Source organism: Domibacillus robiginosus (assembly GCF_000966195.1).
Taxonomy (GTDB): Bacteria; Bacillota; Bacilli; order Bacillales; family Domibacillaceae; genus Domibacillus; species Domibacillus robiginosus.
Genome location: NZ_LAHL01000006.1, coordinates 1 through 15,470, shown reverse-complemented (window position 1 = coordinate 15,470; position 15,470 = coordinate 1). Strand labels below are relative to the sequence as shown.

The following is a 15,470-nucleotide window of genomic DNA, read 5'->3' as shown; positions in this document are numbered from 1 at the left end:
TTTTATTTAGCTTTTTCTTATATTATAAGTCGGAATTTTAATCGTAAAAACGGTTCCTTTATGCGGAGTGCTAGAAACAGAAAGGGTCCCTCCATGCAACTCAATAATCTTTTTTGAAAGCGATAACCCCAATCCGGTTCCGGTATCCTTTGTGGAGAAAAAAGGATCAAAAATATACTTTAATTGTTGGTCCTCTATTCCAATCCCATTATCCTTGAATTGAAAAATAATATGATTCTTGTTCTTCGTGCAAACTAAACTAACCTCCAGGTCATTGTTTCCTTTGGATTCCACTGCGTTATTAAATAGATTTACAAATACTTGAATGAGTTCACTTTGATTTACAAGAATAAGTGTACCTTTTACATCCTCACTAACGTTTACAACTAGCTCCACTTTTTTAAGAAGAGCTTCACTGTCCAAAAGCCTTTTAAAATGCGCTGCTAAATCACTTACTAGCTTGGGCTCCTTCGTTATCGGTGATGACTTCGAAACCATTAAGAAGTCGTTTATAATTTTATTTGCCCGGTCTAACTCTGGTATTAACAGTGTACGAAATAAGTTAGGGTCCACCTCCAACTCTCCTTGTCCCACTAGCTGCAAATATCCGCGTACCGTTGTTAATGGATTTCTAACTTCATGAGCAATACTTGCTGATATTTGCCCGATCATATTCATCTTTTCTGCTTCTTTTAAATGGTTTAAAAAATGGAAGAAACCAACGACCCTCAATACATTGCCATTATCATCATATATTATCCTCGTATTGATAATTCCATAGTTCGAGTCTAAAATCTCTACATTATAAAATTCTTTCCCAGTATTCAATGTTTCTAGCAGTTTAATATCCTTCTCATCTATTTTTAACAAGTGAGAAATATTCTTACCAATTACATTTTCTTTCGTTTCATTTAAATCAATTAACGTTTGTGCATTACAAAGTGTGATAATTCCATCCTTATCAATAAAAACAATGTGATGGGGTACTACATCTAGAAGTGGTTGTAAGAACGTTTCTAACTGTTCAAACTTATATCCAATGGACGGATAAACTAAATCGCTTTTTTCGGCATCTTTTACATTCACTTCTTCCATAACAATAGATCTGTCATTTTTGTTTTTAGAAATTCTGATATTTGTTTTTTCATCAATATAATCTATATCCACAGGGAGCTCTGTGACTAATCGTTTATACAGCTCTAATTCTTCTTGGATTGACTCAAGTTTACTGAAGTTTCCTTTATACTTAGACACATGTTTCACTCCACTTCTCAACCCCTTTTGATGGGTAAACTGAAGAATTATTTATCATTTAACGGCGACAGTATAAATGATAGATACTGCTTATTATTTTAACCATTTTAAACGTTTTCATTCAAAAAAGGGACCACATAAAAACAAAAATACTATATTATAACGTATTTTGCTATAGATAACTTTACTGATAAAAACTCATTTTATATAGCTGGAAGAAGTTTGAGTGAGGCTTTTAGTGGAAACATCTTTTTGCTTTAAAATGCCTGCACAAAAAGTACCCGGATGGTGTTCCCTACTCATAATTCAAAGCATGATCGTGATAAAGACGGATGGGTTTGCGAATGATAAAAAAATAAGCAATGTCCTAAAGTAAAAGCCATACCAGCAGAACAGTGAACAGAACCCCGAATGGTAGACACTTAAAAAAAGTGATCTCATTCGAGGTTCAGTTTAAAAATATTCAAGCATGTTTTTTGGTTCGGTTGAATGGCAGGCTCTTTATAAATAGTTTGGTCGTTCTGCTTTCTTCTTTATCCAACAAAAGCCCTCGTTGAATCAACAAAACTTTTTCTTAAATCCACTCTTTTCCATGTTTTCGAATGAATGTAATATCATTTTGATAATGTGTGAGATGACCTTCATCCATCATTTTCTGAAATGCCGAATCTCCTTCATTCGCTTTCCTTATGATCGTCTTACATAGCCCTTCTAGTCGCAGCACTACCATTTCCCAAAAATTCTGTGGCATTTCTTCACCGTAGGTTTCAAAAAACAATGTTAATCGTTTCTTTATGAGACTGGCATGTCGCGAAGGATCATAATGAACCTTCTGTGCTGTTTCGGAAAGATAAAACCTGCTTAATGGCAAACATGTATACAGTGTATAAGCTATATCCCAAATTCTTGGACCAGGTCCAGCAACATCAAAGTCAATGATACCGACCGGTTTTTGCTGGTTAAAGATAATGTTGTATATAGCAAAGTCATTATGACATAATACCTCCACTGTTTGTGGAGTATGATCGATTGGTTTAAACTCATTTACTAATGGAAAATCACTTACGGCTTCATGATAAAGACGGAGCATCTTCGCTATTTCTTTTAAAACATCATTTGACCACATGTACCCTTTTAAAGGATATTGACCGGCTTCCCCTTCAATGAAAGACAGCATTTCTCTTCCCTGCTCATCAATTCCTAAAAACTTCGGTGCATAATTGAAATCTTTGTCCTCTAAATGCTTTAATAGCTTATGAATGCTGGAACTCTCCGGCTTTAATTCGCGTCGAACAGTATCCTCCACACGATAAACATTAGTGACATTTCCTCCTGTTAATATTTCCTCGTTTTCATAATTTGGCACCCAAGTGTCTCTCCTTAATATGACTTTCAATAATCCATCTAAAGAACTGTTTCTTCACCAAATTGCTCCTTATGTTTTACGTGCACTTTTGCTAAAATACGATGATTTATGGCAAAAGAAATGCTGTTTCAACTAAATCCATAATGACGCCAGCCGCTGCCTTATTGCCCTCCGCCGCCGCAATCACCAGCTGAGAAGGCGTGCTGAGTGATGTATCTCCACATGCATATACTCCTTCGACCGTTGTTCGCCCAAATGAATCTACTTTAATTCCGCCGTTTGGGGTAAGTTCGCAGCCGAGCTGTTCCGCGAAAGGAGCCGACTGTACCAGACCGGTCATCACAATTCCTGCCTCCCTCTCGATTTCCTGACCGGTTTGCAGCTGGATCGACGTTAGCTGTCCTCCGTTTGATCTAAGAGCTGCAACCTTTTCTTCCACGACTACCACGTCCTGCCGGGCCAGGATAGCCTTGTCCTCATTAGGGACCCGGTAGCCATTCGTAAAGACCATTACATCACGGCTCCAATTTGACAGCAGTTTTCCCATATGAAAAGCCCGTTCATTTTCCGCAATCACCGCCAGTGCCTGCCCTCGCATTTCCCATCCGTCACAAAACGGACAGCTGAAAACACTCGTTCCGTATACATTCTGAATGCCCGGAATCTCTGGTAAAATATCCTGAAGACCTGTTGCAAGAAGCACCTTTTTCGCCACGTATTCTGCTCCGCCTTTCGTTTGAATTCGGAACACACGACCAGTTTGTTCAACGGTCTCCACCCGCTCCTCTTTAATAGAGACAGACGGATACTTTCCGACATCCGTTCTGGCCCGCTTCTTGAACTCCGATGGCTTTATCCCGTCCTGTGTGATAAACCCGTGCGACTCCTGCGTCACCCGGTTACGTGGTTTATCTTCATCAAACAAAATCGTTTGCCGGCCAGCACGCCCCATAATCAGCGCGGCATTTAGCCCTGCAGGTCCTCCACCAATAATGACACAATCCAACATATGATACACTCCTTTTTATAAAATCTATTAAAGACCTTTAATGTCTTTAATTGGTGTAAAAAAATTTATTTTTATTTTTTTGTCTCCTGGCAATGTCGTTTTCCTGTCTGCTCCGCAATGCTCTGGATCGTTCGGCCGGCCAGCTCTTTCTTCATGTTGCTCTCCGCCTCGATCATCACCCGCTCAATTAAACACTCGCTTTCGTTATGATCAAATACGCAATTGAACAGCACCGACTGACCCTCCACCGCTTCAATCACATCTAGAAATGAAATATCCTGCGCGCGGCGTGAAATACTGTAACCGCCCTTTGCTCCTGGCACTGATTCGATTAATCCAGCTTTCACTAGCTTTGTCAAAATCTTCGACAAGTACGTCGGAGACAAATCCTGCATGGACGCCAGCTGCTCTACACTTACTGTTTGACCCTTTGGTTCCAGCGTTAAATGCACCATTGTATGGAGTGCATAATTGGTTGCCTTTGAATACTTCATCAATGCACCTCATAATTAAAACCATTAAAGACTTTTAATATCTGTAATTGATTGTAAATCAAGCTGCCAAAAAACACAAATTTTTCTTACCTAACAATTGAGTATCCTACGTGGCCAAAGGCTGGCTTTGGTATCAGTGCCTTTTTATTGCTTCATTATAATCATGAAGAAGCCCTATGATTAACCATAAGACTTCCTCTTCCTTCTTTTTATCTGGCAGCGCAGCTCAATACTTGCGTAACAATTTAGGTTATTACGTTTAACCGTACTTGTGGCATTGCCCCTTCTGTACGAATAGTGATCTTGTTCTCGATAGTTGTTCCATTTCTTTTATCAAATCAATCCGGATAACGTATATGTTGCTTTCTCATTGCTTATGCCTGCGTTCGTTGATTTCATTTAATGATGGCTTGACGGGCTCTAGCTCTTTTGCATCTGCAGATAGAAACGTATCGCTCGGCTCATCTTTTTCTGGTTCTAAATAGTTCTCCTGGGGATCGGCATTAGGATTGCGTATTTTTTCTACCGTTTTATTAACCATTCTAGATAAAGACTTTTCTTTGTTTGTCATTTCTTTAACTCCTTTTACATTTTAAAATAGCCGTATACGATTTTATTTATAACGTAGTTTTACCAATGCCAGCTTTGTTCATGCCTGCGGAATAAATCGAACAGTATGCCACCGACTCTCTTTTTTGTTTTTGCCAGATCTCCAAGCCGGAATTGGACCGTATAACAGTCGAAGCCACTTATTATATACATCCTGAGTTACATTACCAATACGGCTTCTCACTTTTTATAAAACTCCTGCAAGACGTCAAAATAGCGGTCGTAATCACGGTCTCTTAAAAGTGATAAATAAGTCAGGGCCTCGTCAAAGGTAACGTACCAATTTAACTTGTAGCGATCATAAAAAGCAGTTGGATCAAGATGTACAGCCTCCATAAACAATTCTAACGGTTCTTTGCCGCACATCCTTACGATGACTGATTCAGTCCATTTCTTTAATGAATGACTCCTTCTCTCATCCACGAGTGTGTTTAAAACAAGCCATTCAAGACCATTAATCCCTTCTTTCAGCTTGTCCGCTATAATTTCTTTTTCAGCCTTATACGCTGCTTCAGAACGGTTCATGTAATCTTGATAGCTCTCAATCATTCTACTTCCTCCTCCATTCAAATTTCATTCCTTTACACCGTGAACTCATCAAATCAGACCCAGAATATGATCGATAGGAGACTCATCTCGCATATTTAATACCGTATAATAGGCGTACTAACCCCAATATGTTTGCGCTAAAAAGAAAAGCAGCTTCTTCTTTTTCACTTTTCAGCGCAAGCCGGTCATTTCTTTTATCTTTACCAACGTATACTGTGTTTTTAAACAAATATACAATTTTCTTGGGAGCCCTCTCTATACAGCGCTTATTTATGCGACAACTATGCCTTCCATTCACTGCTTCCGCATAGCAGCATAGGCGATGTATAGATAAACATTAAAATGAAACAATATTCTACTTTTCCACCGCTGCTTTTGTCGTAATTTGACGCAAGGAAAATGTAGGACTATTACTTATTTTGTAGGATAATAAAAGAGAAATGTTGGCACACAGCTGTATATCTTTTTATTTTAAGAAGCAGCCGTTTTCTATCATATACATAAACTGATGAGCAGCAGTAGGAAGGAGTAAAAGAAGTGATGAACGTATTCCCTGATCTTCAAATCTTATTGTTAAATCTATTTTTTATTTTTATTTTTTTCTTTGTCTATCTTAAATTCATTGAAAAAAAGATTCACCAATTAACCAATAAGCTTTTGATTTTTCTCGCCTCTGGAAGTTCCATTGTGTTGTGTATGACATTTTCTATTCCCCTAGGTCCTGATCAGGTCATCGATATGCGTTATGTGCCCTTTATCGTCGGTGCTTTTTACGGTGGTCGCAGAATAGCTCTTCTTTTGTTTCTTGTTTTAATTACTTGTCGTTTAGGTCTGGGCAGTTCTGGCTTTTATACCAATTTAGCAGGCGGTGCCCTATTGCTTACTTCTCTATGGTTTATGATTCCTCGCTTTGAAAAATCGGTTAACTTAACTCAAAAAATGCGTTGTGTAATGGAAGTTGCTTTTCTTTCAGCGTTATTTACAGGAGCCTCACTCAGTTTATTTCATTCAGACATCATGAGTTTAAAAAATCTGCTGTTTTTTGTTGTGTTTATCTATCTTCAAATTCTTGTGATTTTACTGTTTGTTAAATTTATCGAAAGAGCGAGAAGTGACATGGCTCTTTCCTTAGAAGTTAGAAAATTCGAAAAGTTAAAATCCGTCAGCGAAGTGGCTGCAACCATTTCACACGAAGTCAGAAATCCACTTACAGCTACCAGAGGATTTATTCAGTTATTGGGCGATCACAACCTGACAGTTGAAGAAAAAAACCTTTATATCTCTATTTCGCTTGAAGAATTGGATAAAGCTGCGTCAATTATTGGGGATTACCTTACTTTTGCGACTCCTTCATTGGAAAATATAGAGATGCTGGAATTGAATAAGGAACTTGATAGTATTATAGAAACTGTTATGCCTCTTGCTTTAACGAACCTCATAGATATTGAGCTTCAGAAAACAGGAGCTATACATGTCGCCGGTGAACGAGAAAAATTTCACCAATGCGTTACAAACCTTCTTAAAAACAGCATTGAAGCAATGCCTCATGGCGGGAAATTAATCATTACATTACAGGAGGTGGACGGTAAAGTATCGATGACCGTAGCAGATACAGGGGTTGGTATGACAGAGGAACAAATCGAACGTCTGGGCACCCCTTATTTTTCAACAAAAGTAAACGGTACAGGGCTTGGAACAATGGTGGTTTTCAGCATTGTAAAAGCGATGATGGGTGAAATTAAAGTGGACAGCAAACCAGGAAAAGGCACTTGTTTTACAATCCTCTTTCCATTAGTTGATCCTTCCCAGTCTTCCACTGAGCAGGTAAAGATTAAAGAATTCTCTCGCTGACGAGGTTGATTTAAAAGAGCTTTCCCTGATTAAGTATACGTTTCGAATAACGCTAATACCTTTTGATGGTTCATTTTATACGTTAAATAAGTGGCTCATGGTTATTAACTAAATGATCATGAGCTTTTTGTATACTTATTTTGTAGCAGAGATCTGCCGTCGCAAAAGATGCTTGTTATTTTCATGACGTCTGCTTAAGCAATTTTTTAAAGCAGCCAAGCAATAATGTTGATTTTTCAATAAAAAAAAGAACCTTGCGAGGTCCTTGAGGCGGTTCCTTGGTCAGCTAATGAATACGTCTGTTGAGCAAGCAAAGGAGATATTCATCGTTTTTGCATATAATGCTGCAAGCACTAATAGTTCATTTTATGTATTCCGCCACAGCATTGCATATTTCTTTTGATATTTACTATCTTCTTCCCTTGCTATTAAATCAAGCGCTATTTGTTTTATTTGTTTCCTCTGCACTTTATCATATAAGTGTTTAAGACCCTGAATAAGGTCATATCGGATTAACGTGTAATTTTTTTCATCCACGCAGTCGATAAAACGGTCTGTAACGTGATGAAGTATTAATTCTTGCTGTTCATCTCCAGCCAGACCTACTCGCCAAATGGATTGCAAACTATGCCTTGCAGTAACAAATTTCGGATCTTTCGTTACCTTCCATAACTTTGAAAAGTCCTTTATCATTCTTTTTTCCGGATCACTTACGGCTAAATGAGCAAGAAACTGTGCTGCACGTGATCTTTTATGTGGATTACGACTGGTCAGTTCCTCTACTAATTGATCCCATACTTCGTATGCCCATGATACTTCCTTTTCTGTTTCAGTTAATATGTTTTTATAAGCCTCGTACTGGATTTCTTTGTTTTTTGATTCTACATCTTTAAAATAACGTTGAACCTGTGCATCCATTTTTAATCAGCTCCCGGCTACATATCTATACCTTATTTTAACATAGCCTGATTAAACTCTTCTGCCTCGTTCGCTCAATAATAATTAGCCTCTTATTTTTTCGTACGGGTCATGATTAGCAGTAATTCAGCCAGCCCTTTTTTGAAGAGCCGCATAACAAGCGACGATAATGGCGCCCGCTGCACCTGTCAGCATATCCGTCATCGTATCCCTATTACTGTCTTCTTCCATAACACCCATAACTCCCCCGGCAAATTCAGCACTTTCCCATAGAACACTGAACGTCACCGCGAAGGACCAAACAAACAAAAAGATCATCCAGCGTGAGATTTCTTTATCTAACCTATTTGGCAGAAGAATGTTGTAAATCGCGATACCGACAAAGGCCGTATAAGCACTTCCAAAAAAATGAAGTGCTGTATCCCACCAATGAAAACGATCATAAAATTTCAGGATGGCGCCTAGAAAGAACGTACAAAATAACAAAAGATAGTAGCCAATAATCAACGGCAGATTAAAAGGGATTTTCTTTAAAAATAAAAGTGAAATAGGCAGTACACTGAATAAAGTCCTGCCAAGTGCATCCGGCCAGGTAGAAGAATTCCCATTCATCAAATCTCTAATAAACACAGCGACCATTACGGTAACAAACGTTATACTTAAAAATAAAATAACCTTCTTTTTCATACCATCACCCTTTAACAGAGTTTTTATTAGTATGTCCGAAAAAGATCAGCTCCACTCGATGGCGAAAGCAGTTATTCGCTGCGCCGAACAATTGAACATTTCTCCGCACCAAATCCCGCTCCGTTTATTTCTGGCTTTGTGCGTCCTAATACAAAATTCTTTATCGAGCTTTTTCCTTTCTATCTTTAGAAGTAGATAAATAAAGCACCTCCAGCCGTTACGAGCTGGAGGTGCCAATTGTATTTCAGGCTTTCATATCATAATACTTTACAGTATCCACATACAGGTACAGTTTTTAACGTCTCTGAGACCGTTTCATTCCAAAAGCTCCTTTATTTGCTTCGTCAGTTCCTTGAATCTCTGATCAAGTTCTGTGTATGCTGCATCATGTGAGTTCATGAAGCTCAGCTTCCCTAAAACTTCTTGTCTTTCTGTTTCAAGCTTTAATCGCTTTTCGTCTGAATCATCTTTGTTAAGCTGCGATTTATCCAATTGTTTTTGAATAGTCCGATTCGCTATAACAAGTTTACTGCTTGTCGTTTTTTCAATAAAATGCCGATCATGGGAAACAATAATGAGCGTTCCATTGTACTGGGCTAACGTATCTTCCAGTTGTTCACGTGAAGGCAAGTCCAGGTGATTCGTTGGTTCATCTAAAACAAGCACATCTTTTTCTTCCAGTATATACTTCATTAACTTACATTTTACACGCTCACCCATACTCATATTTTGAATAGGCTCCGTCCATTGAGAAGCAGCAAATCCTAAATGCTTCATCAAGGTTTGTACTTTTCCTCTCGCCTCGAATGTTTCCTGGACAAAAAGCTGCTCTGGTGTTTGGTCAAGCGGTAAATCGAATACTTCCTGAGTCAAATAACCAACATTTGCAGACGGTGATATCCATACATCGCCTTCAGCCGTTTCCTCTCCAAGCATTATGTTCAATAATGTTGTTTTTCCGCTGCCATTCGGACCTATGATTGATACTTTTTCACCATGCTGAATCGTAAAATGGACGTTTTTAAACAGTGTTCGGCCGTTAAAAGTCTTTGTTACATTTTTGATTTCTAAAAAACGTTTTCCTGTCCTGTTATTGTTCTTAATGGAAAATTGAACCGTATATTCAGGCTCAACCGGTTCAACTTTTGTTCTTTGGAGCTCCCTTTCCAGACGCTTTTGTTTTGATTTTACCTGTGTGTCCATTCGCTTTGCTTTTGTGCGGTAATGTTCTTTGAAGCCTTCCTGCTTTGTAGATTGGGCGTGGGCTTTTTGGGACCAGGAAGTCAGATTGTTCATCTGGTCTTCGATCCGTTTAACCATTTTTTGCTGCTTTTCATACTCTCCTTGCTGGGTCAGTCTTTTCTGTTTGCGGACCGCCATGTAACTAGAGTAATTACCTTTATGTTCGATAAGCTTTTTCCCTTCAATTGACCATATTTTGGTGGTTACATTATTGAGAAAATGACGATCGTGTGAAACCAAAATAATAGTGCCTTTATATTGTTTTATCTGACTGATGAGAAATTTGATACTTTGTTCATCGAGATGGTTTGTCGGTTCATCCAATAATAAAAGGTCTGCATCTTTTGAAAATCCCTGTGCAAGTCGGGCTTTCAATTTTTCCCCGCCGCTTAAATGCGCGTAATCCTGCTCTGGCACACTCCATTTTTCCCGTAACCTGACCTCATTAAGCGTTTTATCTTCAGACGAATGTGATTCAGCTTCTTGTTCAACCATTACCATTTTCAGATTTGGCTGCAGCCATTCTATATGTCCTACTGTTGGGGTTAAGTCACGGTTGATTAGATGCAGTAAAGTGGATTTGCCCGCACCGTTTTTGCCAATTAAACCAATCACATCCTTTTTTTGAACAACCGCATCTGCTTGTTCAAAAATGTTCATATCACCTGCTTCGTAGCTCATATTGCTTAATTTTAATAATTCTTTCATATAAACGTACCCTCTCTTTTAAAGGGAGAACAAAAAATCCTCCCAGTTAGTTGGAAGGATTAGCCGTACCTTTGCATGATGAAATAAGCTATTTTCAAAAATAGCTGTATAACGTATTGAAGATGGGCAGACTAATCCTATTTTTTGATGATTTGAAATATGCCGTTTCAAATTCGAAAAATAAGATTAGTTAATCATCGTCCACCCATCATTCCTTTCTACATATGAATTACATACGATTGTAGCATAACCTTCTCTATAAAACAAAAGGAAATAACCTAAGCCCTGTTTTTCTCAATCACTGTTTGGACAAAAACTCACTGCTTTTTTTACTTCATCAATTTATCAGCCGTGTGATCAAGCAATATCTTTACTATAATGAAGCATCAGGAAATAAAGAACGTTTGCTTTGAATCCTCAATTTTCAATAAAGGCACCTACTGATCAAAAGAGAATAAGTCACTTATTAGCTATGATGAGGAACCGATCACAATTGGTGCGGATGCCTTTTTCTGTTATGTTACATTGAATAAAATCATTCAAAATATCCAGGTCTTTCTCGCACTGTCCAAAATCAGGAATAATCGGTGTATGTTTTAGTAAGAATATAAGATCTTCTGGCCTTTGATAATACTCTGTAGCACGGTATGCAAAAGATTGAACTTTAGTAAAACCTGCTTCTTTCAGTTCCTTTATATATTTTTCTTTTAACATTCCATCCAATTCTCCGAAGGATTGGCCCCGTCCGAAGGCTGTTTTTATATTTACTTTATCTTCTTCACTGACTTGCTGTGTTAGAAAAGTCCCCCCTTTTTTTAATACTCTGGCTATTTCAGCCGAGACAAACGGTGCATGGCAGCTTGAAACAACATCAAAAAAACCATCAGGAAATTGCAAATGAGCAGCAGACATTTCGGAAAATCGAACGTTTGAGACGTTTGAATTTTTAAGATTTGATTGAGCTGTCCCTATCATTTCACCCGATAAATCAATTCCCACCAGGAAAAGCAATGAAGAAGCAATTTTTAATACATTTTCTCCTCCGCCTGTGCCGACATCTAAAAGGATATCAGACCTTCTACATCTTTTCGTTACTTCTTCGTAAAAATCCCACTCAATCCCTTCAGTTATAACTTGTAACTGGCTAAAATTCCATCCATTTGTTTTGCCAACTTTATCGTAAAAATCTAATTCATTCATTTTAAGAAAGCACCCCTCTCAAATATAAACAGAAAAGTCACTTTATATTGACTTTATCCCAAAATTAAAAATAACTGCCTGCACTGTTTTCACGTCTGGTTTTTAAAGAGCTGATTTCTCCCTCGATGGCTGGTACACGTTTTCTCCAGCTCGAAAACAATTTACTTCGAACAGTATAGAAAGCATTCTCTTCACCCCATTTCAAAGAATTCCTTTACTTTAACCAAACTTGTAAAACAGCAATATTTTTGTTCATTTTTCTCATTCCTTTAGTTTAACAGCACTCTTAAGCAAGTTCTTCCCTTGTATTCATTTAAACATCAATATAATACCTTGCAATGTTAAGTAATATCATTTATTATTCATTATTGTTAAGTACTTAATGATTTTAAGTAATGTAGGAGGGTTGAATTTGAATAAAGAAATGCTCAAAGGAACTATTGACCTTCTCATTCTTTCTATACTTCAGGAAATGGATAGTTATGGATATGAGATTTCAAAAGCTATTAAAGAAAGAACAGAAGGTGAATTTGAGATACAGGAAGCAACTCTTTATCTTTCCTTAAAACGACTGGAAAAGCAAAAAGCCATATCCGCTTATTGGGGCAATCAAAGCCACGGAGGAAGGAGAAAATATTATGCGATTACAGCAGAAGGAAAGGACCTGTTACAAACATTCATTCACGATTGGCGACACATGGCGGCCATCATTGAGCGATTTATTTGAGGAGGATTAAGAATGCAGCATTTTGTTACAAAAGCTTTTAGTTTAAACGATATTAAATACTCCTGGCTATTGCTAATTTCCATTATTATTTTTGGTGTATCATTTTATCTGGATCTTTACTTCATCCCAGCATTTGTTCAGATAACGGCTTTATTAGGGTATGGCGGAGCATTTATCCTTGCAGCACTTTGGGGAGCATTAAATTATATTGGACATATCCGAATCAACGCCCTATATCAAAAAAATCATGATATCTTTGCTTTCGTTGACCAGCTGGCACTGGATCATGAAGAAAAATTAGAGCTTCAAGCATACCTGGAAGACTATGTTCATGATCAAATAAATAACGGAAAAACAAAAGAGGATGCAGCAAAAGAAGCGATAAGCCAGTTTAAAGTTAAAGAATTCTCCGCTTTATCCAAAAATACGATGCTATTTAATTTGCATGCTCATTATTATTTAATTGGATTTTCATTTTTGGCTTTTTTAGCTTTTTTCATACTGTTGCTGGCTCATACAAGCTCTTCATCACTTTTCTTGCTTGCTGGAGCCTATACGATATTGGCGTACGGGATTGGATTTGCCGGCTTATTCTTCGTGTATAAGGTAGTCGATATTATCCTGTACAAAAAATTAAAAGATGAATAAAAGAACAATAGATATAAGGAGATTGAATCAATGAATATATGGGAGTTATTTAGCGCCCTCGTTTTAGGCGTTGTAGAGGGATTGACTGAGTTTGCGCCGGTTTCTTCTACCGGCCATATGATTATTGTTGATGACATGTGGCTTCGTTCCAAGGATTTTTTAGATGAAAAAGTGGCGAATACATTTAAAATTGTTATTCAATTGGGTTCTATTTTAGCCGTTGTCGTGGTTTTTCGAAATCGATTCGTCGATTTATTGGGATTAAAAAAAGAAACACAAAGCTTCTCTGGAAAGCTGCGTTTAACCCATATCATAGTCGGTCTGCTGCCTGCCGGGGTTTTAGGCGTATTGTTTGAAGATTACATTGATGAACACCTTTTTTCTTTAAAAACGGTTCTGATTGGTCTCGTAATTGGTGCTTTTTTAATGATTGCAGCTGACTTAATAAGCAAACGTAAGAGCACAGTCAAAGTCGATACTGTTGACCAAATTACCTATAAGCAGGCATTTTACGTCGGACTTATTCAATGTTTATCATTGTGGCCAGGATTTTCTCGATCTGGTTCTACTATTTCAGGTGGTGTTTTACTTGGCATGAGCCACCGGGCGGCCGCTGATTTTACATTTATTATGGCAGTGCCCATCATGGCGGGTGCCAGCTTTTTATCATTATTAAGTAAATGGCAGTATTTTACGGTGGACGCTATTCCGTTTTTTATCGTTGGTTTTGTAAGTGCTTTTTTCTTTGCATTAGTCTCCATTAAGTTTTTTTTAAAACTAATCAATCGTGTACAATTGATCCCCTTCGCTATTTATCGAATTGCATTAGCAGCGCTTATTTATATCATCTATTTTTAATCAGCTTCGTTGTTTTATTTCTTTGAAGTATGGCGCGGCTATAAAATGCTTTCAAATAACTATTACTCCAAGCGAAAACCATGTTATACACCGTTAAAGCATTTAGCCTTTGCTAGTGTGTTCCAAAAGAGCACATCAAGCTTTTGCTTGATTCAAATTGAAAAAAGATAGGCATAAAAGACCTTCTGAACTATATCAATTTAGAAGGTCTTTTTTTAAATACCTAGTTTATTTAATCTTTTTAAGCTTATTCACTCGATATAAATAGCCGACGTACGGCATTCCCGTAAAAATGAGTCCAATCAGTGAAATACAAAGCACAATATTTAATGCACCCTCTACTAATCCTTGGATTCCACTAAACAAAGTCGTGTTATTTGTAAAGTAAATGGCTGCCATGCATAACAAAGTTACAAGAAGCATTACAAAAGCGCCTTTTCTCATCATTATTTTTTCGTTTTCATACTTATCGATCATGGTTTCCTTGTCTGAGTAAATAGGTACTGTACCAGGAGGAGCGCTAAATAAGTGTATATAATTTGCTGAAGAAGCAACGTGTGACCAGCCTGCTTCTTTAAAGTAGGCGAAATAATCACTGTCCGCATTCTTACGGTAATCCAATGAATATTGTATTTCTTGAGGCTGTGCTTTTTTTAGCTTATAACCCATGAAAGCAAAGCGATCAAACATCCAGCCTTTACGAGCCATCTTTTCAAGCCTGGTCATATCCTGTTCTTCGTCAAATGCTAACCCGCCACTTCCCATGTACTTCGTTTTTTTCATTACAGATTTTCCCCTCTCTGTTCAAAAATTGTTTTTGCATGAAGAAGCATCTCCTGACGACGTTGAACATCTTTTTTGAGCAGGTCCACACCTTTCTTTGTAGCAATGTATGTTTTACGTTTATCCTTTTCTTCTTCTAACTGCTCAATCATTCCTGCAGCTAATAGTTTTTTAATTGTTGTATACATGGAGGCCGGGCCGATAGTAAATTGCTGATTGGTCATTTCTTCAATGTTCTTCATAATTAAGTAGCCATGCTGCGCTTCCAGTAATGAAAGCAAGATGTAATAGGATGTATCGGTTAGTTCGCCTGTTTCAAGAGCATCATTTCTTGCCATTTTATCACCTTCATTCCTATATATCATTTAATGATATATTATTAAATAAAATATATCGTTTAATGATATATTTGTCAACAGAAATACGTTTATTCATTTTTATTTACAAATTTTAAGTACATAAATAAAACCCGCCCAAGTAATTTGAGCGAGTTTTCCTGTAAAAACGATCATAACAAAAAAAAGAACAGCTTTCGCTGTCCTCTCTGCGTTTGCCTGGCGGCGTCCT

General features: G+C 37.6%; 16 protein-coding genes. 4 read left to right on the top strand and 12 right to left on the bottom strand.

Annotated features, from left to right (window positions below):
- Window positions 1-6: 6 nt before the first annotated feature.
- From VP97_RS04385 to VP97_RS04360, 6 genes are all read right to left on the bottom strand, one after another.
- Window positions 7-1,254, bottom strand: coding sequence for a two-component system sensor histidine kinase NtrB (locus tag VP97_RS04385; RefSeq protein WP_050180476.1), 1,248 nt, complete (start codon window positions 1,252-1,254; stop codon window positions 7-9).
- Window positions 1,255-1,828: 574 nt separating this feature from the next.
- Entirely contained in the window at window positions 1,829-2,620 is a 792-nt protein-coding gene (locus VP97_RS04380; protein ID WP_050180475.1) for a phosphotransferase, read from the bottom strand.
- A gap of 106 nt (window positions 2,621-2,726) precedes the next feature.
- On the bottom strand, window positions 2,727-3,629 hold the full coding sequence (locus VP97_RS04375) for an NAD(P)/FAD-dependent oxidoreductase (RefSeq protein ID WP_050180474.1): 903 nt from the start codon (window positions 3,627-3,629) through the stop codon (window positions 2,727-2,729).
- A gap of 71 nt (window positions 3,630-3,700) precedes the next feature.
- On the bottom strand, window positions 3,701-4,123 hold the full coding sequence (locus tag VP97_RS04370) for an Rrf2 family transcriptional regulator (RefSeq protein WP_050180473.1): 423 nt from the start codon (window positions 4,121-4,123) through the stop codon (window positions 3,701-3,703).
- Window positions 4,124-4,490: 367 nt separating this feature from the next.
- Complete coding sequence (locus VP97_RS04365) at window positions 4,491-4,694, bottom strand: hypothetical protein (protein WP_050180472.1); 204 nt, start codon at window positions 4,692-4,694, stop codon at window positions 4,491-4,493.
- A gap of 218 nt (window positions 4,695-4,912) precedes the next feature.
- Window positions 4,913-5,281, bottom strand: coding sequence for a hypothetical protein (locus VP97_RS04360; protein WP_082220224.1), 369 nt, complete (start codon window positions 5,279-5,281; stop codon window positions 4,913-4,915).
- 540 nt (window positions 5,282-5,821) lie between these two features.
- Here VP97_RS04360 and VP97_RS04355 point away from each other — a divergent pair.
- Window positions 5,822-7,132 (top strand): sensor histidine kinase, encoded by a 1,311-nt coding sequence (locus VP97_RS04355; RefSeq protein ID WP_050180471.1) that lies wholly within the window; start codon window positions 5,822-5,824, stop codon window positions 7,130-7,132.
- A 366-nt stretch (window positions 7,133-7,498) separates the two neighbouring features.
- On the opposite strand, the gene VP97_RS04350 is transcribed toward VP97_RS04355, so the two are convergent.
- The 4 genes from VP97_RS04350 to VP97_RS04335 form a co-directional block, all read right to left on the bottom strand.
- On the bottom strand, window positions 7,499-8,050 hold the full coding sequence (locus VP97_RS04350; protein WP_050180470.1) for a hypothetical protein: 552 nt from the start codon (window positions 8,048-8,050) through the stop codon (window positions 7,499-7,501).
- Between the two features lie 126 nt (window positions 8,051-8,176).
- A complete protein-coding gene (locus VP97_RS04345) occupies window positions 8,177-8,737 on the bottom strand; it encodes a DUF2238 domain-containing protein (RefSeq protein WP_050180469.1) in 561 nt (186 codons plus the stop codon).
- Window positions 8,738-9,052: 315 nt separating this feature from the next.
- Window positions 9,053-10,687 carry a ribosomal protection-like ABC-F family protein gene (gene abc-f, locus VP97_RS04340; RefSeq protein ID WP_050180468.1) on the bottom strand — a complete coding sequence of 545 codons (1,635 nt, stop codon included), beginning with the start codon at window positions 10,685-10,687 and terminating at the stop codon, window positions 9,053-9,055.
- Between the two features lie 459 nt (window positions 10,688-11,146).
- Window positions 11,147-11,887 carry a class I SAM-dependent methyltransferase gene (locus tag VP97_RS04335; RefSeq protein WP_050180467.1) on the bottom strand — a complete coding sequence of 247 codons (741 nt, stop codon included), beginning with the start codon at window positions 11,885-11,887 and terminating at the stop codon, window positions 11,147-11,149.
- Window positions 11,888-12,299: 412 nt separating this feature from the next.
- Here VP97_RS04335 and VP97_RS04330 point away from each other — a divergent pair, with 412 nt between their 5' ends.
- Genes VP97_RS04330 through VP97_RS04320 form a run of 3 tightly spaced genes read left to right on the top strand, consistent with a single transcriptional unit; the run spans window position 12,300 to window position 14,120 of the window.
- The gene (locus tag VP97_RS04330) at window positions 12,300-12,614 is read left to right on the top strand and encodes a PadR family transcriptional regulator (protein ID WP_050180466.1); all 315 of its coding nucleotides are present in this window, start codon (window positions 12,300-12,302) and stop codon (window positions 12,612-12,614) included.
- Window positions 12,615-12,626: 12 nt separating this feature from the next.
- Window positions 12,627-13,262, top strand: a complete 636-nt coding sequence (locus VP97_RS04325) for a hypothetical protein (protein WP_050180465.1) — start codon at window positions 12,627-12,629, stop codon at window positions 13,260-13,262.
- Between the two features lie 30 nt (window positions 13,263-13,292).
- On the top strand, window positions 13,293-14,120 hold the full coding sequence (locus tag VP97_RS04320) for an undecaprenyl-diphosphate phosphatase (protein ID WP_050180464.1): 828 nt from the start codon (window positions 13,293-13,295) through the stop codon (window positions 14,118-14,120).
- Window positions 14,121-14,348: 228 nt separating this feature from the next.
- Here the strand turns inward: VP97_RS04320 and VP97_RS04315 are convergent, their stop codons facing one another.
- Entirely contained in the window at window positions 14,349-14,903 is a 555-nt protein-coding gene (locus VP97_RS04315) for a DUF2812 domain-containing protein (protein WP_050180463.1), read from the bottom strand.
- On the bottom strand, window positions 14,903-15,241 hold the full coding sequence (locus VP97_RS04310) for a PadR family transcriptional regulator (protein WP_050180462.1): 339 nt from the start codon (window positions 15,239-15,241) through the stop codon (window positions 14,903-14,905). Before VP97_RS04310 ends, VP97_RS04315 begins: the two co-directional genes overlap by 1 nt.
- Between the last annotated feature and the right edge of the window lie 229 nt (window positions 15,242-15,470).

Bases quoted from the DNA above. Each gene is read 5' to 3' on its own strand.
- VP97_RS04360 (WP_082220224.1), bottom strand. From the start codon at position 5,281: ATGATTGAGAGCTATCAAGATTACATGAACCGTTCTGAAGCAGCGTAT.
- VP97_RS04350 (WP_050180470.1), bottom strand. From the start codon at position 8,050: ATGGATGCACAGGTTCAACGTTATTTTAAAGATGTAGAATCAAAAAAC.
- VP97_RS04355 (WP_050180471.1), top strand. From the start codon at position 5,822: ATGAACGTATTCCCTGATCTTCAAATCTTATTGTTAAATCTATTTTTT.
- VP97_RS04345 (WP_050180469.1), bottom strand. From the start codon at position 8,737: ATGAAAAAGAAGGTTATTTTATTTTTAAGTATAACGTTTGTTACCGTA.
- VP97_RS04375 (WP_050180474.1), bottom strand. From the start codon at position 3,629: ATGTTGGATTGTGTCATTATTGGTGGAGGACCTGCAGGGCTAAATGCC.
- VP97_RS04310 (WP_050180462.1), bottom strand. From the start codon at position 15,241: ATGGCAAGAAATGATGCTCTTGAAACAGGCGAACTAACCGATACATCC.
- VP97_RS04365 (WP_050180472.1), bottom strand. From the start codon at position 4,694: ATGACAAACAAAGAAAAGTCTTTATCTAGAATGGTTAATAAAACGGTA.
- VP97_RS04335 (WP_050180467.1), bottom strand. From the start codon at position 11,887: ATGAATGAATTAGATTTTTACGATAAAGTTGGCAAAACAAATGGATGG.
- VP97_RS04325 (WP_050180465.1), top strand. From the start codon at position 12,627: ATGCAGCATTTTGTTACAAAAGCTTTTAGTTTAAACGATATTAAATAC.
- VP97_RS04320 (WP_050180464.1), top strand. From the start codon at position 13,293: ATGAATATATGGGAGTTATTTAGCGCCCTCGTTTTAGGCGTTGTAGAG.
- abc-f (WP_050180468.1), bottom strand. From the start codon at position 10,687: ATGAAAGAATTATTAAAATTAAGCAATATGAGCTACGAAGCAGGTGAT.
- VP97_RS04315 (WP_050180463.1), bottom strand. From the start codon at position 14,903: ATGAAAAAAACGAAGTACATGGGAAGTGGCGGGTTAGCATTTGACGAA.
- VP97_RS04370 (WP_050180473.1), bottom strand. From the start codon at position 4,123: ATGAAGTATTCAAAGGCAACCAATTATGCACTCCATACAATGGTGCAT.